Source organism: Planococcus notacanthi, from assembly GCF_030407825.1.
In the GTDB taxonomy this organism is placed as follows: Bacteria; Bacillota; Bacilli; order Bacillales_A; family Planococcaceae; genus Planococcus; species Planococcus notacanthi.
The window spans coordinates 26,823-48,900 of record NZ_JASDCQ010000002.1 but is presented as its reverse complement, the minus strand read 5'-3'; the positions used below and the strand labels follow the sequence as shown (position 1 = coordinate 48,900).

Sequence of the window (22,078 nt, the reverse complement as noted above, 5' to 3'; positions counted from 1 at the left end):
TCCTTTGGAAAAAATCACTTTAGAACTGGTAAAAGAAATTATTGCTGGAGCTGAAGAAGAAGCAACTAAAATTGGCGTTGCCATGGTTATTTCCGTTGTGGATGATGGCGGCAACCTAATGGCCATTCACCGGATGGATGATGCGTGGTTGGCGAGTATCGATATTTCCCAAAACAAAGCCTGGACATCCGTAGCCTTGAAAATGCCTACATCGAACTTAGCCGATGCAACGGTTCCTGCGGCTGAACTTTACGGATTAAATACAACCAACAATGGGCGCCTTGTCGTTTTTGGCGGTGGAATCCCTCTTATCTTGAATGGCAAAGTAATGGGAGCCATAGGCGTCAGCGGGAGCAGCGTGCCGCATGATGTGCAAGTTGCAGAAGCCGGCGCTAATGTATTCAATAAGCATTAAAATCTCTATATAAAGAAGCACCAGGAGTACAACCCTGGCGCTTCTTTTATCGTGCAGGGCTGAGCAGGACAAGGGAACCCCCATCCAAATCAGCCCCTTACTTTTTACTGGTATCAGCTAAAAACTCTATCAGCTGATTAAAGGTGTTTTCAGCTTGTGGTGCATCCATGATGAATTGATACTCATGTCCCAATTCAGCTTCTTCCTGAGAATAAAAGACGTCGACAATCTCAACATCATTTTTATTCAATTTATCTGCCAGCTCTAAACCTTGTTCCTCAAATGACCCTGTATTTCCGTCTGTGATGAACGTAGGTGGAAAATGGGCTGAAACATGATCAATGACCGAAGCTTGCTTCACTTGATCTGAACTCCCCCAATCTCTCTCACCGATATAAGCCCAACCGACCCGGTCAAATAAGAAATTGATTAAAAAACTGTCGCTGAGATCTCCAAACTTTGAAACGTCGTATGGTCCACAAAATAAAAGAACACCCGCAATCTGATCCGGTGATACGCTGCCTTCTATTCCAATCAGGTTTGAATATTCTTCTTCTACTTGAATATTAACAAACTGGCTGATGATTTGAGCACCGGCAGAATCCCCCGCAAAGTACAACCGATCCATATCAATGCCATATGCTTGTGCATTTTTTTCGATAAATTGATAAGCTTCCTCCACTTGGTATAAAGGAGTTGGATAGATGGCACTCGGGGCTAATTCGTAATTCATGTTAACGACGATAAAACCTTTGCTGGCAGCTTTCCTGAAAATTCCTTAGGCGCGACAATGTCCAGATTTCCTTCTTGATGCGCAGAATCATAGGACAAGTCGTTCTCCACATGAACCAGTTTCTCAATCTCGTCATAATTATGGGGCTTTACTGCAACGCCGCCTTCAAATAACTGCTGAACCAGTATGGCAGTGGGCTTTGGAGAGGCTATAAATACTACTACAAGGAGCAGACATAACGCTAAAATCGCTCCCAATACAATGACCACTATCTTTTTTATCACGTTCACTCTCCGTATCAACTACATTTATAATATCAATTTTACCTCAGTAGATCAGGAGGTTCAATTTAGTATTGAAGAGAGCAAAACTTCTAGATTGATTTTTGATTTTCCTCATCACTATCGATAATGATCAGCCTTCTAATATCTCTCATAAATCCCACTAAAAATTATTCTTATTTATGATACGGTTCCCCTTCAGTCAGTTGATAATGTCACCGGTCTTCTTCGCTGAACTCTCCCTCATTTTTTTCAGCTCAGCGGGGGTCAGAGCCTTCCATTCCGTTTCTTCTCCAACAATTCGCAAAGGTTCTTTCGAGCGGTAGGAACGTGTTAAATTTCCAGGGAATTTTTTGTCTGTCACATTGGGATCGTTTTCAAATTCGCCTGTCGGTTCCACTTGGTAAACGCGTTCTCTTCCTTCTCCTGCTGCCAAAGCGGCCGCCAGCCCCGCGCCATTGGCGTTGGCTGCGAAATAGATGTGGTTCATCTTGAGCCCGTCTCTGTAATTTGAATTACCGCCAGCAGTCAATAAATCACCGACTGCCAAATCTGCTTTTGTTCCATGATAAAATGGACCCTTATCAGTTGGCGGGCCTTCAAATGATTTGGCCAATTCAGCGTTTCTTTTTGCATTTTCAAGATCGCCCATTTCTTTATGGCAGTCGGCAATGTTTTTATATAACGTCGGATACGCACTTTTGACATTCTCATCGTTTATTTTCAGTGCACACTGAAGGGACATTTCCATCCATTTCAATTTTTCTGCGAGGCTCTTTTGTAAACGACCTAAATGATAAGCGGCAATAAATCTTTCATAGTCATCAGCGGCTTCATTCCAGGCTTGCTGAAAAATTCCGGCTGCCTCTTCTGCGTTTCCGCTCTCCTCCAAGGCCATTCCCTTCATACAAAGTTTAACAACGGCATTAGCCGGGCTGAATTTTGTTTTCATAGAAATTCCCTCCAAATGAATGATTTGGTGCTCCGTGTCGAAAGAAGGCATCATCATGGCAGATTCCGTACAGACTCTTTTTACTGATTGGTTATATTATATAATAAAGAAATCGCAGTAACCACGCACCGAATAGAAGAAATCAGACAAATTGATTGCCCTCATTTAAACCCCGGTTTCCAAAAAGCGAGAGCTCAATGCCCCATTGATTGCACACAGCTCGCTTTTCACCTCAATCTGGATATTTTAAAAAATAATTCCTCAGTGAAACCTTTTTTCGTTTTTATTGCCCTAACTATATAGGAGGTATTTGAATGGAACAATTAGCAAGAGCAGCTATTGACGGCCAGCCAGAAGCATTTGAACAGTTAATAGAAACCGAGAAGCCTAAGCTTCTCTCAAAAGCTTACTCCTATGTCGGCAACAGAGAAGACGCATCAGACATTGTACAAGAGACATTGCTGCAAGCTTATAAATCAATTCATCAATTAAAGGAAGCAAAATATTTTTCTACATGGCTCTTCAAAATTTTAATGCGGCAATGCTTTGCTTTCCTTCGGCAAAAGAAGCGGACACTTGTGGTGGAAACTGAACTTATACAACAATCGCTGACAGAGCATGGGCAGACTGCTGCCTATGAATTTGTCCATGAGGCACTCTCTTTGCTTCGAAAAGATTATCAAACCGTACTTGTCCTATTTTATTTTTATGATTTTCCGGTACAAGAAATCTCTTCTCTATTAGATAAGCCGCTCAATACGATTAAAATACATTTGCATCGCGGTCGTAACCAATTAAAAAAGCAGCTTGAACAGCATTTGAACACACCAGTCACGGAGAAAGAAGTGATCCATATGTTAAAAGAACAACTGGCCAAATCCGCATTGAATTTTGTATCAATTCCTCATGACTATCAACTGTTTGTCGAAGACTATTCGAATGAGCAGGCAAAATTTATATGGGCGACAGATGAATTAGTCGATGAAATTGAAGTGACTCTTGATCGAAACGGAAAATTAATCGAGTTAACCAGACTTCCCTCGACAAATGGAACACTTTTGCCAATAGAACAGCAGCAAGCTAGTGCAGAACAATTCCTAATTTCGCAATACGCTGAAGCACTCAATTATTTAACGTTATCAAATGTTATTCAAAAAGAGGACGAAACAATATTTTATTTTGATCAATATGTAGGAGGCTATCCTCTTGCGAGCTATACCACAAAAATAACCGTTTCCAAATCCGGTGAAATTATTGGCTTTAAGTATAATGAGTATACGAAAGCACCACCGGCATTTCCATCGCAGCTTGCTGGTGAAGGGGCTATTTTACGACAACTATATAAAGCTCCATGGAAATTATCGATGAAATATTTATCAAGCGACATTTATTCTGTTCCAAAGCCGGGCCTGTATCCAGTTTATGAAAGTCCGATTGTCTATCATTCCTTTAATGCCATAGACGGACAGTCTGCATTTGAGCATGAACCGGAAGCACCTGAGACGTTCATCCCCTTTCCAAACACAGAGGCAGTTGAAAAACGGGCGACGATTGAAGAAGTAATCGGCGTGTCGGCGGAGATGGTCAAGCTGCGGGAAGTGGAACTAGATGAAAATACACTCGTCTTCGTATGGCGGGAAAAAGATTGGCAAGCGCCGAAAGATAAAACAATGGAAAGCTTCCTTCTCGAACGTATGGAAGATACAGTAAAAGCAAAAATTGATAAGTATTCCGGGAAGCTAAAAGAATTCATGTGGTTTAAAGAGCGTACAGGAGAGCTTGACCTTTCATTTGAAGCTTGCCGGGATATTGCCTGTACATTTATTGCAACGTATTTTGAAGAGTACATTCCTTATCTGCAAGTACAAATCGAGAAACCATCTTTCAATGGAGTAAATTGTGCATTTTTCACTTTCCCACTATACCTAGCTCAAGATTTACAAATAGAAGGTGAGCGTTTTTACGTCGGTGTAAACAAAACAACTGGATTTATCGATATATTATGGTCTCCGAAGATTGACGTAGACGAACTTCAATCCTATGAAACTTCAACTATTCAACCATTCGAGGACGTTAAGACCGTCTTACAAAAAGTCGAAGCCTTTTTACAATGGTCTAGAAAGTACAATGAAAATGAACACTGTGAAGTATTAGAATATAAATTGGGGCAACTTGAAACAAGACAACAGATAGTTGGAATAGATGCAGCGACAGGAAATCTTATTATCAGTAATATTTAAAAGTTATCGGTAAGTAAACGAGACCAGTCAGCCTTTATAAAAGCAAAAAGATGCAGTCTTCTCATAAAAAAAAGAATGAACTTTTTTAATAAACTCTATAAATGAAAAACACCTGTCTCAGACTTCTAGGTAAGAAGAAAAAGGCAGGTGTTTACTAAAATCTAATTGTAATACAGGTTCTCAGTTGGATACACCGGATCATTGGTGATGTCGATTCCAAGCTTCTTAAAGGTTTGTTCGTTTTCTCTATTCAATATAACCGTGGAATGAGCTTGGCTGTCTTTTAAATTTGGCAATTGCTTATAAGCCAGCTCAGAAGTAGGATTGGTGACCGCACTGATTGCCAGTGCAATGAGCACTTCATTGGCGCTTAATGTCGGGACGCGGCTATTCAAGTCATCGGTTTTCAACCGTTGAATCGTTTGTAAAATCATCGGCGACAACAAATTAATTTCATCGGAAATATTGGTCAATTTCTTCAACCCATTCAGAATCGCGGCTGCCGAAGCATCCATTAAAGTGGTCGTTCGACCGGTGATTATCTCGCCGTTCGGCAGTTCTATCGCAATTACGGCTTGTAAATTCGTGCTGTCAATTTGCGCTTGGATTGCTTTCGCATAATTACGGGCCGGCAATACAGGTACCCGGTCCTCTTTCTTTAAACCGGTCTCTTCCAGAATCACTTGCATGTGGCGTACACTGTCTTCATCAGCAAGCCCTTTTTTATAGTCGTTCTCTACGATGAAACTGCGGCGAATGATTTCCTGCCTGGCAGCTTCCTGGACAACCATATCGTCGGTAATGCCCGATTTCAGACGATTAACACCCATATCAGTCGGTGAGCTGTAAACAGACTCTTTGCCGGTAATCCTTTCAATAATCCGTTTGATGACAGGAAACGTCTCAATATCACGATTGTAATTGATCGCAACTTTGCCGTATGCTTCATAATGATAATTGTCAATCATATTTACGTCTTTCAAATCGACGGTAGCCGCTTCATAAGCGATGTTTACCGGGTGCTTTAACGGCAAGTTCCAAACCGGAAAAGTCTCAAACTTGGCATAGCCGACTTCATTCCCCAGTTTATTCTCATGGTACATTTGGTTAAGGCAGGTGGCCAGCTTTCCGCTGCCCGGGCCAGGAGCCGTTACTACCACGATCGGCTTTGTCGTTTTAATGTAAGGATTTGTCGCAAATCCTTCTTCCCCAAGGACCGCATCCACGTTTGTCGGATAACCATCGATTTCGCGGTGAATGCAGACGCTAATTCCGCTTCTCTCAAGCTTTGTCATAAATACTTTGACTGTTGGTTGCCCTTGATAACGAGTGATCAAGACACTGTTGACAGAAATGCCATATGCCCGATATTCATCAATTAAGCGCAAGACATCCTGGTCATAAGTGATGCCGTAATCTTCACGGACTTTGTTTCGTTCGATGTCTCCAGCGTAGACACAGATGATGATTTCCGCCTTTTCTTTCAATGTATGCAATAGTTTGATTTTGGCATCTTCATCAAATCCAGGCAAAACACGCTTGGCATGTTTGTCGCCTATCAATTTTCCGCCAAATTCCAAGTAAAGTTTATCGTACTGCTGCACCCGTTCTAGGATGTAGGCTGATTGTTCTTGCAAATATTTCTCCGAATCAAATCCAATTTTTTTCATTAATTTCAGTCCCGCCTTCTATGCTTCAAGCTTTCTCTTAACCCAGTATATAAAAACGCTTTAAGAGAAAATCCCAATAAAAATCCATCCTTTATCATTATAAATTTTATTTAGAAAAAGTAAATCGGTCCAATTGCTTCATTGAGTCGGTTATCCTAATAAGCGCAGTGGCTTTACCAAAGATAGTTTCAATAACTGAATTGTCTTTAGCATTTGGACAAATCATGTATAAGTTAGACTTTATTTAATAGGATAAACCTCATTTACTTATGATAAGGTTCACCCTTCATAATCCGGAAAGCCCGATAAACCTGCTCCACTAAAATCAATTTCATCAACTGATGTGGAAAGGTCATTTTCGAAAACGACAGTTTTTCATCCGCACGTTTTAATACTTCATCATGCAGCCCCAACGATCCTCCGATGACAAAGACGATTTTGCTGCGCCCGTAGGTCATGAGTGATTCGATATCTTTTGCCAGCTGCTCGGAAGTCTTCATTTTGCCGTCGATTGCCAATGCAATAACATATGCATCCGGTGCAATCTTCGCCAAAATCCGCTCTGCTTCCTTCTTTTTAACGATTTCCATGTCCGCGTCGCTCAATTGCTCAGGCGCTTTTTCGTCTGCTACTTCTATTTCATTTATCTTTGTATAGCTTCCCAGCCGTTTTGTGTACTCTTCGATGCCCGACTTCAAATACTTTTCTTTCAGCTTTCCGACACTGATAATTGAGATATTCACAAGTTATCCCCCTTCACATTAAATTTACAAACAAGTTACGCACAGATGTTATACACATATCCACAGGATTTTCTACATCTTGTGCCGAATTATGCGTTTGCCACAAGATACGTTGCAGTCTCTTCACAGTAGTCGCATTTTGTGGATAACTTTTCTTTTTCAGATAGTTCAGTAAGAATCGGGTATGTTTCAGCCTGCGCCACGAACATGTCTAATGCATGCTCTACATGGTTTTTACAGCAGTTAATCTCCATTTTTTCCACCTCTTTCGATTTCCGAATATTCCACACAGTTATGCACATTTCATTCTCTTTTATCCACAACCCATTCTAACAGAAGAAAAGAGCTACGGATAGCGAAGCTTTTCTCCCTCTGTGGATTGTTAATAAAAAATTAACACCGAAAAAGTTATCCACATGTCTTTTTCTTATTTCTCGGAAATTGTATCTTGTCATTCATCTAAAAATAAGCGAATTTAAATAGTATTACACGAAAGTTTATTATATAAGTTGAACTAGAGAACTAGCCTATAAAATCTTTGGCACTATGAACAAAGCTCCCGCTCAGTCCGGCGCTGAGAGAAATCTCTAAAGATATGAAGCAAAACAGCGAAGACAATCCCTCTATTCATAGCGTAGCTTTTAAAACCGTGCTCCTTCGTGCTGCGCACTAGGTCGCAAAGACATTCTCCTCGCAAGCTTCGGCTAATGTCTTCGCAGCTTTTTTGCGGAATATCGACTATATTGCATTATCACTTCAACTTATATAGCAAAGTATCGGTTTAATTTTTTGCAAAGCTTGAAAGACAAATGGAAAACGCCGACTATTCCACTCAAGCTAATTTCAATAATACTGCTTTAGAATTGCTCAAACGATTTATCCAACAAAAAAACCTGTATAGAAGTATCTACACAGGTTCTCTATCCTATAAAGCTGAGTTATCGACAAGCTCCAATTCAAATTCCATCAGTTCGCCGTCGCGATAGGCGCTTACTATCATGGTATCTCCGATTTTTTTCTCATTATATAGATGTTGGCGCAATTCGATGATGTCTGTGATAGCTACACCGTCCATCTCTACAATGACGTCAAACTGCTCCATTCCGGCTTTCTCCGCTGCTGATCCTTCCACTACTGAATTGACCACGACACCTTGTGTGACATCTTCAGGAAGGTTTAACGTATCTTGACGCTGCGCTTGAGGCACTTGAATCAAATCCATCAGCGTAATGCCCATCGCCGGACGGATCATTTCTCCATTTTCTTCAATCGAATTGATGACTGGCATTGCAGAATTGATGGGAATCGAAAAACCGATGCCTTCCACCGCAGACGTTGCAATTTTCATCGAATTGATGCCGATCAGCTGACCCGCTAGATTGATTAAAGCACCGCCGCTGTTTCCTGGATTGATGGCGGCATCTGTCTGAAGAACTTCAGCCTGCCAATCCTCTTGTCCGTCACCGTTCAAATCGACTGGAACTGCACGATCCGTTCCCGAAACCACACCTGTTGTCACTGAACCTGAAAAATCCAGCCCTAGGGGATTACCGATCGCAATGACGGTCTCTCCTTGTTTTAAAACATCTGAATTACCGAATTGGGCAACCGCCTGTACTTTGGCTCCATCCATTTCAAGAACAGCCAAATCCGTCCAGATGTCGCTGCCGACCAACGTAGCTTCCACTTTGGAACCATCTGATAATGTCACTTCGATGCCATTCGCACCGTCAATGACGTGATGATTGGTCACTACATGTGCGATTCCGCCTTCATTTTTATAGATGACGCCTGACCCCGTGCCCACTGCCTGCTCCTGTCCAGGTGATTGCGACCAAAAATCTCCGGCTGCCTGCAGATTCGTCACGCCTACAACCGTATCCGCCGCAATCTCTACTGCCTCTGTGACATCTGTCGTGATGTCCACTGAAACTGCTTCAGAACGTCCTTCGGTTTCCTGTTGGACAATCTGTGTTTCATTGCCACTATCCGGTATCAACCCCGGCATCGAATAAAACAATAACCATACCAATAATGCACCCGCCGCCACTCCTGCAAGCCCGGCAGCAAATGCGCCCAAACGGCTCGGCTTTTGCCTGCCATTCGGTGTTTGATTGTAATAGCCCATTGCCTTCATCCTTTCTTTATCTAGTACCTGTTTACCCTGCTTAGCCGCTCATTAAGACTCCTGAAAGCTGTAATTTATACTTACTTTTACAGTTTAGAAAGTTGAAGCTGACAAAGCAAGTTGAAGCGCCTGTTTTTACATCGCTGAGCTCGCTTAATGGTAAAGAGTTAATTCTTACATCTTGGTTTAACTCTTAAAAATCCTGTTTTCTATACTTAGATGTTTGGAATGCAGTTGCGCGAACTCTTGGCAGATGGTACCGCGACGTCCTGTCGCACCACCTCCTGTAAGCCCGAAAGTGAGCACCGGAACGGAGAGCAGCCAGTTTAAGTTCTGAAAATAAAAAAGCTGTTGAATAGCCAACAAAATGGCGTTTCAACAGCAATAAACTTACACAATGACTAATTTAGTTGGGATGTTGGCATCGGTGTCGAGAAGATTGACGTATTCTCCGACGATGATGCCTTTTGACTGCAGGGTCTGTTCGACGCTCATGCGCGCCAAATCCTTCATGTTGTTGTCTTTGCTCAAATGCGACAAATAGATGCGTGTCGGTTTTTCAGCGAGCACTTCGCTCATTGCCACTGCGGCATCTTCATTGGAAACGTGTCCGACATCACTGAGTATGCGGCGTTTGACAGACCATGGATAACGGCCCATCTGCAGCATGCCGACATCGTGGTTGCTTTCAAACACATAGGCATCCGATGCCTGGATAACGCCTTTCATCCGGTCGCTGACATAACCTGTGTCGGTGATCAATGACAGCTTCCGTCCGCCTGCATGGAAAACATAAAACATCGGATCCGCCGCGTCATGCGACACTGCAAATGATTCGATGTCCAGTGAACCAAAAGTCTTTACGGTATCCATATCGAAATGAAATCGCTGTTCGACTGGAATCGCTCCGACCAATCCATCCATCGCCGTCCAGGTTTTGGCATTGGCATAAATCGGCACCTTGTGCTTGCGTGCCACGATGCCGAGCCCTTTAATATGGTCGCTGTGTTCATGAGTAACCAGGATGCCGTCCAAATCACTCATTTTCTTGCCGATTGCCGCAAACAATTCTTCCATCTTGCGGCCGCTCAATCCGGCATCGACCAAAAAGGAATGTCCTTCGTTTTCTATATAAGTGGCATTGCCGCTTGAGCCGCTGGCTAATACACTGAATTGCATAGCAAAATCTCCTTACTCTACTGCCTCTTGTGGTTGATTCAATTCGATGACTCCATCTTTTACCGCATTAACAAAATAATCCTGGCGGCTGCCATCTGAAAGTTCCGCTTCAATATGCCAAGTCGGCACAAACATTTGCCGGCTTTCTGAAACCTGAACATGCATGGAATAACCCAATTCGGTCTTTGTGATGGTCAAGTTGGGTTCCAGCGCATTTTTTTGGTACAGCGTATGGATCGCCGTGATGGCTGACAATAATTTTTTGGATTCCTGATTTTCAATGATATCCGTAAACATCGTTTGTTCGTAGCGGACAACATCGCCATCTTCATTCCAGTAAACCGTGACTTTTCCATATTCACTGAAATAAAGCATGTCATCGTTAAAAATTTGGAAAAAGACCGCTTTGTTTTGTTCTTTATCAATTTCCCATAAGCCATAGGAAGTCCCTTTATAGACTTCTTTTTTAAGGAAAGCAATCAACGCTTCAGCGCTTTCCGGTTCTCCTGCCAGAGCAGCTGGCTTTTCAAAAGCTACTTGGAGCTGCTTGCCGTCCTGAATATTGACACGTACATTATCTTTTGGTGCTTCTTTAGCCGTGAAGGTTTTAATGTCGCCTCGAATATAAGGCATATCCTGAACATTTTCCGGAAGGTTTGAATATGTGATTTTGTCGTCTTTTAATTTTTCATCCACCGATGATTCGGGAAGTTCTTCTAAATTCTCGGCTTCTGTATAGCGATCCAAATACAAGGAATACAAAAAGACGTTTAAAATGGAAAAGACAATAATAAAGATGGTCTTGGTTTTATTCCAATCCAAGCTTACGACCTCCTGTCAATTCACTCGTCAGTTCTGCCCAGGCACCATTCGTTTCGAAATACCAAGCCGGTTCAAACGTGATCAACTTATTTTCTTCGCTTTCCGTCAATTTATAGCCCGGTTTAATATCCGTTATAGCAGACAAATCGGTATCCAGCTGTTTAACGGCATTCAGGGCATCTTTTCCGGAAGCCAGTACCATCATTCTTTTTTCTGCTTCAGATTCCAATTGATAGGTTGGCCGAAGATAGCTGTACACTTGTTCCTCGCCTGCATCCACTCCCCAGGTAATCTCTAAACCTGTGGCTATGCTTGTGCTGAAAACCGGCAAATCTTCGATATATAGCTGGTACTTAATTTGCTGCTTCAATGAATTCATGCCTTCGTAGAAATACTGATCGGTCCAGCCGCCATGTTCATTGACATATCCAAGTGAATCGAACAGCAGATCTGAAGGGATTGCCGGATCTGAAGTTTCCGCTTTTGGCTGGACATAGCTGATGCTTTTGTTATTTGAGTTTTCCCTCATCAAAGCACCTGAATCATCCGTGTATTCTTGTGTCATGAAATCCGCCGATAATGCCAGCCCCGGACTGTCCAACAGTGATTCGGCAAACCTTGCTGTCGATATTTCATCCAGCAAATAATTCACTCTCGATTTTTCGACTTCGCCTTCCTGCACATAAATCGGCAATGAGCCGATTGCTTCATCCGTGATGTATGTTTCGTATTCAGCCGCCTTAGTAACAAATTCCTCTTCAAATTGCTTGAACGCTGCCGGCGGAACAGTCGCTTTATAAATTCTGCCGGATACCGTATTGATAAAATACAGTGCTGGCTGATCATTAGCAGGCGCTTCCCATTCGATGACAATGCGGTTAAAGGAAGATTCGGGAATCGCTACATCTGCAATATTGGTTATCGAATCGAATACCGGAAAAGGAATCGGACCTGGATAATAAATGACCGCTCGCTCGGAACTGTGCATATAGGATTCAACAGCATCAGGAGTCGCTTCTTCCTGAACGAGCCTTATATCCCGGATCTCCCAAAGCTGCACCGCGTCCAATATTGCCTCGATACTGCTTTGTTCATCAGTTCCTGTAACAGTCTCTTCGCTATGGAACAGCACTTTTACCGGGCGGACAACTTCTTCCGTGTTCTTGATTTCTGCTATCGGCTCTTCAACGATGGCTGAAGGCGCGATGGTTTCGTGGGTAGGAGTGAACGTCCAGATTGTAAAGGTCAATGCCAGACTGAGCAGGATCAGCAAAAACAATGCTATCGACTTAATTTGCTCTACGTATTTCAATCCCACTCACCTCCATCGTCGTCCATTTCGAAAGGCAATGTAAAGAAAATAGTCGTTCCTTTTCCATACTTGCTTTCTGCCCAAATGACGCCGCCATGAGCGTTAATCATCTCTTTTGAAATGGCCAATCCTAAACCTGTTCCCCCCATTTCGCGGGAACGCGCGCGGTCTACGCGATAAAAGCGGTCGAAAATACGATCGACATTTTCTTTTGGAATGCCCATTCCTTCATCACTGATCTGAATCAGCAGGAATCCTTCTTCCACGGTCATGCCAAAACGGACTTTTCCGCCTTCCGGCGAATATTTCAAGGCATTGGAAATGATATTATCAATCACCTGCGTCAATTTATCAGGATCGATTTCCACAAAGTACTGTTCTTTCGGCAACTGCCGTTCAAAGCGGACTTTATGGGATTTCGACATTTCGAAACGGTCAATGATGCGATTGAAGAAGACATTGAACTCAACCATTTCTTTGCTCAATTCCGTGTCACTGGAATCCATTTTCGATAATTTCAGCAGATCATTAACGAGCCGGATCATCCGTTCCGTCTCTGTTTGCGTGACATTCAGGAAGTTTGGTGCCAAGTTCGGATCTTGCCAAGCCCCATCCGCCAATGCCTCTAAATAACTGCGCATGGTCGTCAATGGGGTCCGCAATTCATGCGAGACATTGGCCACGAATTCACGGCGTTCCATATCGATTTTTTCCTGCTCTGTATTGTCATGCAGGACTGCAATCAGCCCATTGACAAAACCTGTTTCTTTTTGGATGACTGAAAACGTCGTCCGCAGTAAAGTACTTTGCTCATATGAACTGAAATCGAGCGTCAGTGCCTCTTTCATATCAATCAAATCTTCAAAAGTATATTCCTCTTCCAGTCCCAATATGCTGGTTACCGGACGGTTAATCACCGTTTCACGTGAAACATTCAGCAGTTGCAGAGCCGGATCGTTGATCAGGATAATGCGGCCTCTCCGGTCCGTCGACAAAACGCCATCGGTCATATTGGAAAGGACAGATGCCAGCTTGCGGCGTTCACTTTCAGTCGACTGCTGGGATTCCTGCAGCCGGTTCGTCAAGTGGTTGAAGGCACGGGCAAGCTGCCCGATTTCATCATCGCTGTAAACGCGCACTTTGCGTGAGAAATTCCCTTTAGCCATTGCCTGCGCTTGTCTCCGCATATCAGCAATCGGACGTGAAATAGTTTGGGCAACCAGAATCCCCAAAATCGCCGTGATCACAAGAGAAATCGCGGTGCCGACAGCCAAAATAGAGTTGATGTCGTCCATTTGGTCATAGACATTCTCAATTTCCGCCACGACGTATAACGTTCCCAATACTTCCCCGCCAGCTGCAATGATCGGCTGCGTCCGCACCCATATGCGTTCTTCACTTTCTTCATCCACATACGTTTGCTCCAGCTCTGTTTCTCCGATGATGGAACGCCGGACGAGATCATTCGTGGAACGTTGGCCAACGGATGACTGGTTTTCGATAACTGACGACGCCAGAATGCTGTAGCGTGTATTGACGACGCGTATTTCAATGATGTCGTCCGACTGGAAACCATATAATACGGTCCGCAATGTCTGCTCGAGAGTCAGGTCTTCCTCTGTGCGCTCTTTGATCATTTCTTCCCGGACACTGAATTCAATAATTTCCATACGGTCTCTAATGGAGCTTTCAAAGTTCCCTTTCAGGGTTTCTTCAAGCTGCTGGGCAAAATAAAGTCCGATGATCTGCATCGCCAGCAAAATCAACAGAATATAGATTAATACAAACTTCACATGTATCGATTTTAAAAAATTCACTTTAGACATTAACTCGACCTACTCCTGTTCAGGGTTTCGCAAATAATAGCCCACGCCGCGGCGTGTCACGATCCACGCCGGATGGCTTGGGTTGTCTTCGATTTTTTCACGCAAGCGACGGATTGTGACATCCACTGTCCGAACGTCCCCGAAATAATCATAGCCCCATACAGTCTGCAGTAAATGCTCCCGCGTCATGACCTGGCCGATATGTTTTCCGAGGTAATGGAGCAGCTCGAATTCACGGTGGGTCAATTCAATGGTTTCATCACGCTTCAGGACCAAATAGGCATCCGGCTGAATCGTCAATGAACCGACCTGAATATCGTTTGAATTCTGCCCTTCTTCTTCAGCAGGCGCAATGTTTTGGCGGCGCAAGTTTGCTTTTACACGCGCAATCAATTCACGGGTTGAAAAAGGCTTTGTGACATAATCGTCTGCCCCCAATTCCAAGCCGAGAACTTTATCGATTTCCGAGTCTTTCGCCGTCAGCATGATAATCGGGAAATCGAATTTCTTACGGATTTCTCGGCACACTTCCATGCCATCACGGTTCGGCAGCATGATATCCAACAACATCAGATCCGGCTGAATTTCACCGGCAATCTTAATCGCTTCATCTCCATCGTAAGCACATACCACATTGAAGCCTTCTTTTTTTAAGTTAAACTGCAGAATATCTGCAATCGGTTTCTCATCGTCTACAACCAAAATGGTTTTACTCATCATTTTTCTCCCCTTTTTCTTCCCGCTTACACCCTATTTTGACAGCCGTTGCACATTCTTTACTACCCTATACTTTATCATTGTTTAGGGCATTTCGCACCTATCAGCGGCTAAGCCCCTGATCGGATCAGGCAGGCATGGCGTAAGCACCAAAGAAAAAACCGGCCATTTTCATGGCGCGGCCTGGAACTTTATGAAGAGATGTAGTTTAACGGATTCTGCGTAACTCCATTCAATGATATTTCCAGATGCAGATGAAGCCCCGTTGAACGCCCTGTACTGCCCATATTCCCAAGCTTGGTGCCTTTCGGGACCTTATCTCCCACCCTTACATCAATGGAAGACAGATGAGCGTAAATGGTTTCATAGCCGTTTTGATGATCGACTACTACACGGTTTCCAAAAGTGCCTGCAGCTCCTGCTGCTTTGACAATGCCATGGTCGGCAGATTTAATCGTCAATTCATCCGGTTGGGCGATGTCGATGCCGTTATGCATTCTTCCCCAGCGCTGCCCGCGCCCACTTGAAATATAACCGCCTTCAGCAGGCCATGCAAACTCTCCCGTTCCGACAGTTGGAAGTTCTTTGGTGCCTTTCAGCACAATTTCCTCTACCGGCTCCTTGAGGACTTCTTCTTCCCCTGCCACGCGCTCCAGCTGTTTGCCGTTTTCTTCACGTATTGTATAACTGACCATTTTTTCGCCTTGTTGCCCTTTTTGTTCCACTTTCGTTTCGCCAATCAATAACGTCGAATCCTCTTTTTCAACGACTTTGTAATCGACGGCTTGTTTTTCGTTCTGTTGTTTTGTCACCATAACTTTTACCTTAGCTTTGTCCAACAGGAAAGCAGCCGCCTGTTCGGCAGTCAAGACTTTTGCCGGGTCAACCTGCCGGGTCACTCCTGAGATTTTATGGCTGATGGCCAGATCAGCTATCTGTGTTTCTCCTGCCTCCACTTCCCGCAAGTTTTCTGCAGCAGCCTGTTGATCTTCCCAGATTTTCAATTCTTCTTCAGAAACGGCTGCCAGCTTCAAAAGCTGAACCGTTTCTTCATAAGCTGCCCGATCCTTCAGATAAACCGTCAGTTCATCATTAAGAGCCAGTGCAAACGACGATGCTTTGATCTCCAATTGTCCATCTAGCCGGTCCAGCACTTCTTCCTCGTCAGCTTCATTGGGTGAAAAACTCTGTTCGGTCACCACTTTGAAGTCCTCGCTCGGCTGCAGTTTCAAATTCTTGAATTGCTGGTCCACTTCCACCAGCTTTTCTTCGATCAGCTCTTCAACCGGATCCTCTTGTGAAACCGCTCCAATGTAGTTTCCGTTGCTGTATAAATGATGGATTGTTTCCAGCTCTTTTGGTGCATCTTTCGCAAATATCGTATTCGCGCCAATCACGGACACCAACAGCACCGCTGCAGTTCCTACTTTCAATTGGCTCGCCTTGTTGTTTTTTAGTCTGTATTTCATTTCCTATGTAACTCCTTCATTTCTTCAAATGCCGTTTTACTGCAGCCATTCTGCAATCTCGTTTTTTCCTTCCCAACTTTAGCACATCCAAACGCCTGAAAAGCAGATTCTTAGCGCTCGTAATGGAAACGTATCATTTCATCCACTTATAGTTATTAATTGGATTTATTTTGCTTTACAGCAAAATACCTGAGAGAAATCACTGGGAAATAAACGCACATTCCTCCCTCTTTCAACTGCCGTCCTCTTTTTTCTCGTCATACTTGTCACATTTCTCTGTCTCCCCCTTTTTCATTTGTGGCGAAAATGTTAAAAGCCCAGTAAACGCAAAAAGCAGCCGCCCTGAGGCGACTGCTTTCATCAGCAATGTTTAAATTATCTCCAAACACTTGTAACAATATTCGTTTGGTTGCGGTCAGGACCGACAGAGAAAATCGAAATTTGTACGCCTGTCAACTGAGCGATGCGCTCCAGGTAATGGCGTGCGTTTGCAGGAAGTTCATCCAATGATTTGCAGTTTGTTACATCTTCCGGCCAGCCTGGAAGTTCTTCATAGACGGGTTCGCATTCAGCAAGCATGCGCAAGTTCGCTGGGTATTCCGTAATCAACTCGCCTTGGTAACGGTAAGCTGTACAAATCTTCACCGTATCCAGGCCTGCCAATACGTCAATCGAATTGACAGTCAAGTCCGTCAAACCGCTGACGCGTCGTGCATGGCGGACAACAACGCTGTCGAACCAGCCAATGCGGCGTGGGCGTCCAGTAGTTGTTCCGTATTCTTTACCGACTTCGCGGATCTGCTGGCCCACTTCATCGAATAATTCCGTTGGGAATGGTCCGTCGCCAACACGCGATGTATAGGCTTTGCAGACACCGATGACGTGCTGGATTGTTGTCGGGCCAACACCTGCACCAATTGTTACGCCTCCCGCTACCGGGTTCGAAGATGTAACAAATGGGTAAGTTCCTTGGTCGATATCGAGCATAACGCCTTGAGCGCCTTCAAACAATACGCGGCGGCCAGCGTCAACTGCATCGTTCAATACTTTTGACGTATCCGTTACGTATTTGGCGATTTCCTGGCCATATGCATAATACTCTTCCATAATTTCTTCTACAGTAAATCCTTCTGTTTCGTAGAACTTCTCGAACAGACGGTTCTTTTCTTTCAAGTTCATGCGCAGCTTTTCTTCAAACACAACATGGTCCAGTAAATCCGCCATGCGAATTCCGACACGTGCTGCTTTGTCCATATAAGCAGGTCCGATGCCTTTGCCTGTTGTTCCGATTTTATTTGCTCCGCGACGTGCTTCTTCTACTTCATCCTGCTTGATGTGGTATGGCAATAAAACGTGTGCGCGGTTGGAAATGCGCAGGTTCTCGGTTGTCACTCCACGGTCGTGAAGCCCTTTTAGTTCTTTCACAAGCGCTTTTGGATCTACAACCATACCGTTTCCGATTACCGATACTTTATCCTTATAAAAAATTCCTGAAGGAATCAAATGCAATTTGTACGTTTCTCCACCAAAAATGATAGTGTGTCCAGCGTTGTTCCCGCCTTGGTAACGTGCAATTACTTCTGCATGTTCAGATAGAAAATCAGTGATTTTCCCTTTTCCTTCGTCTCCCCATTGCGTTCCTACTACTACGACTGATGTCATCGTCCGCACCTCCGTTAGGCATATGCCCTGTCTCAAACAGTGTTTATTGTATCAATGAAATGGACTGTCGTCAATACAAAACAGAAGAAAACACGAACATATAAATGTGTTACCACATTTAATGTTCGTGTTTAAAAGTCTCCGCCGGATTCATGCTGGCTCCAGTCGATGGTGACGAATTTATTGTATTCTTTCACAAAAGCCAGTTTTACGGTACCGGTCGGGCCGTTACGCTGTTTGGCAATAATGATTTCAATCATGTTCTGGTCTTCTGTTTCTTTGTCGTAATAATCTTCACGGTACAGGAAGGATACGATATCGGCATCCTGCTCAATACTTCCGGATTCACGTAAATCCGACATCATCGGCCGCTTGTCCTGCCGCTGCTCCACTCCACGGGATAACTGCGACAAGGCGATGACCGGAACTTCGAGTTCACGCGCCAAGCCTTTTAGGGAACGGGAAATATCCGATACTTCCTGCTGACGGTTTTCACCGGATTTACCCGGGCCTTGAATCAACTGAAGATAATCGATCATGATCATGCCAAGCCCATACTCCTGTTTCAGGCGGCGGCATTTGGCACGGATGTCATTGACGCGGATACCCGGTGTATCGTCAATGAAAATCCCGGCATTGGACAGACTTCCCATAGCCATTGTCAGCTTGCGCCAGTCTTCGTTCTGAAGCGCACCTGTACGCAATACTTGGGCATCGATATTGCCTTCCGCACAAAGCATACGCATGACCAGCTGTTCAGCACCCATCTCCAGACTGAAGATGGCGACGTTTTCGTCTGTTTTAGTCGCAACATTCTGTGCGACATTCAACGCGAAAGCCGTCTTACCGACAGAAGGCCGTGCAGCCACGATAATCAAGTCGTTTCGCTGAAACCCTGCAGTTACCTTATCAAGGTCGCGGAAGCCTGTAGGAATGCCTGTAACGTCTCCTTTGCGTGTATGCAGCAATTCGATGTTGTCGTAGGTCTTGACTAGGACATCTTTGATGTGGGTAAAGTCACCGGCTTTTTTCCGGCTCGATACTTCCATCATTTTCTTTTCCGCTTCGGAAAGCAGTGCTTCCACTTCATCTTCGCGCGTAAAGCCGTCTTCGACAATCGTCGTCGCTACTCGGATGAGGCGGCGCAGCAATGCTTTCTCTTCAACGATATGGGCGTAATGCGCCACGTTGGCGGCTGTTGGCACAGCATTGGCGATTTCCGTCAAATACGATAAGCCGCCAATGTCTTCCAACTCTTTTTTGACTGAAAGTTCTTCTGTTACAGTCACCACATCGATCGCTTTCCCCTGATCCGCTAAGTTCAGCATCGTCTGGAAAATCTTCTGATGGGCAATCCGGTAAAAATCTTCTGCCATTACGATTTCAGCAACCGTGATGAGAGATGGCGGCTCTAAAAAGATGGCACCAATGACCGATTGTTCGGCTTCATGGTTGTGTGGGGGGACACGATCTATCATTTCGTTCATCGGTCTTCCACCTTACGCTTCTTCAGTAACATGAACTCGAAGCGTAGCGGACACATCATGATGCAATTTCACAGGAATATTGGTATAGCCAAGCGCACGGATTGCATCGTCCAACTCCATTTTGCGCTTATCTAATTTGATGCCGTGTTTTTTTTCAAGCGCTGTTGCCACTTGTTTCGTTGTAATCGATCCGAAAAGACGTCCGCCTTCTCCTGATTTAGCTGTCAGTTCAATTGTCAGGCTTTCCAGCTTTTCTTTCAGCTGTTCAGCTTCCTGGCGCTCCTGGTCAGCTTCTTTCTGTTCTTTCTTCTTCTGTCCGTCCAATTTGCTGATTGTCGCCTGGTTCGCTTCAATCGCCAAATTGTTTTTCAACAGGAAGTTATGTGCGTAGCCATCCGCCACGTTTTTAATCTCGCCTTTTTTGCCTTTGCCTTTTACGTCTTTCAAAAAGATCACTTTCATTCGTTTGTTCCTCCTTCATTGTTTTCCATAATGGCCGCTTTTAGTTGGCCAATGGCTTCTTCTATCGTTGCGTTCGGCATCTGGGTGGCCGCATTGGTTAAATGGCCGCCTCCGCCAAGATTTTCCATAACAATCTGGACATTCACTTCTCCAAGCGACCTGGCACTGATGCCGATGCCGCCTTCTGAGCGCTCAGCCACTACGAAAGACGCGTTGACGTCTTTCATCGTCAGCAGGATGTCTGCGGTCTGGGCAATCAACACCGGACTGTATACGCGTCCAGGTTCGCCTCTGGCGATAGCGATGCCGTCTCCGACAAATTCCACAGTCTGAACGATTTTCGCACGTTCAACATAAGTTTCCAAGTCTTCTTTCAGGATCCGCTGTACCAGCACGGTGTCCGCTCCATTCGACCGCAGATAAGAAGCTGCTTCAAATGTCCGCGCCCCCGTCCTTAACGTAAAGCTCTTGGTATCGACAATGATTCCGGCCAGCATAGCTGTCGCTTCCAGCATAGACAGTTTTTCATGCTTCGGCTGGTATTCAATCAATTCGGTCACCAATTCAGCCGTCGATGAAGCATAAGGCTCCATGTAAACCAGCATGGTGTTGGTAATGAATTCTTCGCCTCGGCGGTGGTGGTCAATCAAAACGACCCGTTCCATCCGCTGCAGCAGCCGTTCATCTATGACCATCGACGGCTTATGCGTATCCACGATGACCAGCAGGGAATGTTCGGTCATGTCCGCCAGCGCTTCTTCAGGCGTGATGAACTGTTCAAACAGCTCTGGAGCACCTTCAATTTCTTCCATGAGCCTCATGACACTGCGGTCATACTCATCAAAGTCGATGACGATGCGGCCTTTGACTTTATTCATCGCGGCCATTTTAGCGACACCGACAGCAGCGCCAATCGAATCCATGTCGGGCATTTTATGGCCCATGACAAAGACCTGATCACTTTCCTGAATCAAATCACGCAACGCGTGGGAAATGACACGCGCCCTTACCCGTGTCCGTTTTTCGACCGGGTTGGTCTTGCCTCCGTAAAACTTCACTTTTCCGCTTGGATGTTTGATGGCAACCTGATCTCCTCCGCGGCCGAGCACCAGATCCAGCCCGGATTGAGCCAGGCCTCCAAGCTCGACTAATGATGCAGATCCGGCTCCTACTCCGATGCTCAAAGTCAATGCCAAATTATCTTTGGAGGTAACTTCACGGATGTCATCCAAAATGGCGAACTTGGACAGTTCCAATTCCTTCAGAATCGACTCGTTGAAGACTGCCATAAAACGGTCGGATGAAATGCGTTTGACGAAAATCCCATGATCGGCGCCCCATTGGTTGACGAGCGAAGTCACCAGGCTGTTGAGATTGCTGCGCGTCTGATCATCCATGCCTTGTGCCAATTCATCGTAGTTATCAATGAACAAAATACCGATAACCGTGCGGTCCGCGTAATAAAGCGTCTCGATTTCCACTTGCTCGGTAATATCGAAAAGGTAGAACAACCGGTCATCCGCTTTGTAGAATACGCGGTATTTGCGCTCTCCCAAAGTAATGGTTAGCTCTCTCGGTTCCTCTGATTTCACCAATGTATGGAACTCGTCCGACAGGGTATAAAGAGATTCGCCGATTAATGTATCGTACTCAAGTGTCGATGTCATATAGGGGTTAGCCCATTCAATGTCGTATTTTTCATTGACCAGCAAAATCCCGATCGGCATTTCGAGCAATGCTTCCTCTCCGACTTTCTTCATTCGGTAGGACAAAGTTTCAATGTGTTTTTCAGTGGCTTCATAAACTCTTTTTTCCGTCACCCACGCTACAGCGAAGGCAATAATAAAAAGCAGCGTAAATATTCCCGCTGCCCATTCCGACCAGAGTGAAATCAGAATCGCTGCCACAATACCAAGAAACAGCAGCGCAATAAGCGGATATCGAAGTTTTCTCTTTCTAAAAAAAGCCGACATTATTCTT

Annotated in this window: 19 protein-coding genes; 2 read left to right on the top strand and 17 right to left on the bottom strand. The window is 44.6% G+C overall.

Translation table 11 applies throughout. The features are described from left to right. The first annotated feature begins 4 nt into the window (after positions 1–4). On the top strand, positions 5–415 hold the full coding sequence (locus QMA01_RS07685; protein ID WP_191714557.1) for a GlcG/HbpS family heme-binding protein: 411 nt from the start codon (positions 5–7) through the stop codon (positions 413–415). A gap of 97 nt (positions 416–512) precedes the next feature. Here QMA01_RS07685 and QMA01_RS07680 read toward each other — a convergent pair whose 3' ends face one another. From QMA01_RS07680 to arr, 3 genes are all read right to left on the bottom strand, one after another. Continuing rightward, positions 513–1,148, bottom strand: a complete 636-nt coding sequence (locus QMA01_RS07680) for an alpha/beta hydrolase (protein ID WP_290214673.1) — start codon at positions 1,146–1,148, stop codon at positions 513–515. Beyond that, positions 1,145–1,432: a hypothetical protein gene (locus QMA01_RS07675; RefSeq protein WP_290214672.1), complete on the bottom strand. Its 288-nt coding sequence runs from the start codon at positions 1,430–1,432 to the stop codon at positions 1,145–1,147. Before QMA01_RS07675 ends, QMA01_RS07680 begins: the two co-directional genes overlap by 4 nt. A gap of 199 nt (positions 1,433–1,631) precedes the next feature. Beyond that, entirely contained in the window at positions 1,632–2,045 is a 414-nt protein-coding gene (gene arr / locus QMA01_RS07670) for an NAD(+)--rifampin ADP-ribosyltransferase (protein ID WP_290214979.1), read from the bottom strand. A gap of 650 nt (positions 2,046–2,695) precedes the next feature. Between arr and QMA01_RS07665 the strand changes: the two genes are divergently transcribed. Continuing rightward, a complete protein-coding gene (locus QMA01_RS07665) occupies positions 2,696–4,621 on the top strand; it encodes a sigma-70 family RNA polymerase sigma factor (RefSeq protein WP_290214671.1) in 1,926 nt (641 codons plus the stop codon). Positions 4,622–4,782: 161 nt separating this feature from the next. Here QMA01_RS07665 and QMA01_RS07660 read toward each other — a convergent pair whose 3' ends face one another. The 14 genes from QMA01_RS07660 to QMA01_RS07595 form a co-directional block, all read right to left on the bottom strand. Beyond that, positions 4,783–6,291 carry a DUF1846 domain-containing protein gene (locus tag QMA01_RS07660; RefSeq protein WP_290214670.1) on the bottom strand — a complete coding sequence of 503 codons (1,509 nt, stop codon included), beginning with the start codon at positions 6,289–6,291 and terminating at the stop codon, positions 4,783–4,785. Positions 6,292–6,554: 263 nt separating this feature from the next. Beyond that, positions 6,555–7,034, bottom strand: coding sequence for a 23S rRNA (pseudouridine(1915)-N(3))-methyltransferase RlmH (gene rlmH / locus QMA01_RS07655; protein WP_191714555.1), 480 nt, complete (start codon positions 7,032–7,034; stop codon positions 6,555–6,557). Between the two features lie 89 nt (positions 7,035–7,123). After that, positions 7,124–7,288 (bottom strand): CxxH/CxxC protein, encoded by a 165-nt coding sequence (locus QMA01_RS07650; protein WP_203340380.1) that lies wholly within the window; start codon positions 7,286–7,288, stop codon positions 7,124–7,126. 671 nt (positions 7,289–7,959) lie between these two features. Then, positions 7,960–9,162: a S1C family serine protease gene (locus tag QMA01_RS07645; RefSeq protein ID WP_290214669.1), complete on the bottom strand. Its 1,203-nt coding sequence runs from the start codon at positions 9,160–9,162 to the stop codon at positions 7,960–7,962. A gap of 390 nt (positions 9,163–9,552) precedes the next feature. After that, positions 9,553–10,341, bottom strand: a complete 789-nt coding sequence (locus tag QMA01_RS07640) for an MBL fold metallo-hydrolase (protein WP_191714552.1) — start codon at positions 10,339–10,341, stop codon at positions 9,553–9,555. A gap of 12 nt (positions 10,342–10,353) precedes the next feature. Beyond that, positions 10,354–11,163 (bottom strand): two-component system regulatory protein YycI, encoded by an 810-nt coding sequence (locus tag QMA01_RS07635; RefSeq protein WP_290214668.1) that lies wholly within the window; start codon positions 11,161–11,163, stop codon positions 10,354–10,356. Continuing rightward, on the bottom strand, positions 11,150–12,481 hold the full coding sequence (locus QMA01_RS07630) for a YycH family regulatory protein (protein ID WP_290214667.1): 1,332 nt from the start codon (positions 12,479–12,481) through the stop codon (positions 11,150–11,152). Before QMA01_RS07630 ends, QMA01_RS07635 begins: the two co-directional genes overlap by 14 nt. Next, the gene (gene walK, locus QMA01_RS07625) at positions 12,472–14,301 is read right to left on the bottom strand and encodes a cell wall metabolism sensor histidine kinase WalK (protein WP_191714549.1); all 1,830 of its coding nucleotides are present in this window, start codon (positions 14,299–14,301) and stop codon (positions 12,472–12,474) included. The genes QMA01_RS07630 and walK overlap by 10 nt, the downstream gene beginning before the upstream one ends. Before the next feature lie 9 nt (positions 14,302–14,310). Further along, positions 14,311–15,018, bottom strand: coding sequence for a response regulator YycF (gene yycF, locus QMA01_RS07620; protein WP_191714548.1), 708 nt, complete (start codon positions 15,016–15,018; stop codon positions 14,311–14,313). A gap of 191 nt (positions 15,019–15,209) precedes the next feature. Next, complete coding sequence (locus tag QMA01_RS07615; protein ID WP_290214666.1) at positions 15,210–16,487, bottom strand: peptidoglycan DD-metalloendopeptidase family protein; 1,278 nt, start codon at positions 16,485–16,487, stop codon at positions 15,210–15,212. Between the two features lie 375 nt (positions 16,488–16,862). Continuing rightward, the gene (locus QMA01_RS07610; protein ID WP_191714546.1) at positions 16,863–18,149 is read right to left on the bottom strand and encodes an adenylosuccinate synthase; all 1,287 of its coding nucleotides are present in this window, start codon (positions 18,147–18,149) and stop codon (positions 16,863–16,865) included. Between the two features lie 131 nt (positions 18,150–18,280). Beyond that, entirely contained in the window at positions 18,281–19,636 is a 1,356-nt protein-coding gene (dnaB, locus tag QMA01_RS07605; RefSeq protein WP_191714545.1) for a replicative DNA helicase, read from the bottom strand. Positions 19,637–19,648: 12 nt separating this feature from the next. Next, the gene (gene rplI, locus QMA01_RS07600; RefSeq protein ID WP_290214665.1) at positions 19,649–20,098 is read right to left on the bottom strand and encodes a 50S ribosomal protein L9; all 450 of its coding nucleotides are present in this window, start codon (positions 20,096–20,098) and stop codon (positions 19,649–19,651) included. Next, positions 20,095–22,071: a DHH family phosphoesterase gene (locus QMA01_RS07595; RefSeq protein WP_191714543.1), complete on the bottom strand. Its 1,977-nt coding sequence runs from the start codon at positions 22,069–22,071 to the stop codon at positions 20,095–20,097. The genes rplI and QMA01_RS07595 overlap by 4 nt, the downstream gene beginning before the upstream one ends. Between the last annotated feature and the right edge of the window lie 7 nt (positions 22,072–22,078).

Coding starts and splice junctions, on each gene's coding strand:
- QMA01_RS07680 (WP_290214673.1), bottom strand. CDS start 1,148: ATGAATTACGAATTAGCCCCGAGTGCCATCTATCCAACTCCTTTATAC.
- QMA01_RS07665 (WP_290214671.1), top strand. CDS start 2,696: ATGGAACAATTAGCAAGAGCAGCTATTGACGGCCAGCCAGAAGCATTT.
- QMA01_RS07660 (WP_290214670.1), bottom strand. CDS start 6,291: ATGAAAAAAATTGGATTTGATTCGGAGAAATATTTGCAAGAACAATCA.
- QMA01_RS07650 (WP_203340380.1), bottom strand. CDS start 7,288: ATGGAGATTAACTGCTGTAAAAACCATGTAGAGCATGCATTAGACATG.
- QMA01_RS07645 (WP_290214669.1), bottom strand. CDS start 9,162: ATGGGCTATTACAATCAAACACCGAATGGCAGGCAAAAGCCGAGCCGT.
- QMA01_RS07640 (WP_191714552.1), bottom strand. CDS start 10,341: ATGCAATTCAGTGTATTAGCCAGCGGCTCAAGCGGCAATGCCACTTAT.
- walK (WP_191714549.1), bottom strand. CDS start 14,301: ATGTCTAAAGTGAATTTTTTAAAATCGATACATGTGAAGTTTGTATTA.
- yycF (WP_191714548.1), bottom strand. CDS start 15,018: ATGAGTAAAACCATTTTGGTTGTAGACGATGAGAAACCGATTGCAGAT.
- QMA01_RS07615 (WP_290214666.1), bottom strand. CDS start 16,487: ATGAAATACAGACTAAAAAACAACAAGGCGAGCCAATTGAAAGTAGGA.
- QMA01_RS07610 (WP_191714546.1), bottom strand. CDS start 18,149: ATGACATCAGTCGTAGTAGTAGGAACGCAATGGGGAGACGAAGGAAAA.
- dnaB (WP_191714545.1), bottom strand. CDS start 19,636: ATGAACGAAATGATAGATCGTGTCCCCCCACACAACCATGAAGCCGAA.
- rplI (WP_290214665.1), bottom strand. CDS start 20,098: ATGAAAGTGATCTTTTTGAAAGACGTAAAAGGCAAAGGCAAAAAAGGC.
- QMA01_RS07595 (WP_191714543.1), bottom strand. CDS start 22,071: ATGTCGGCTTTTTTTAGAAAGAGAAAACTTCGATATCCGCTTATTGCG.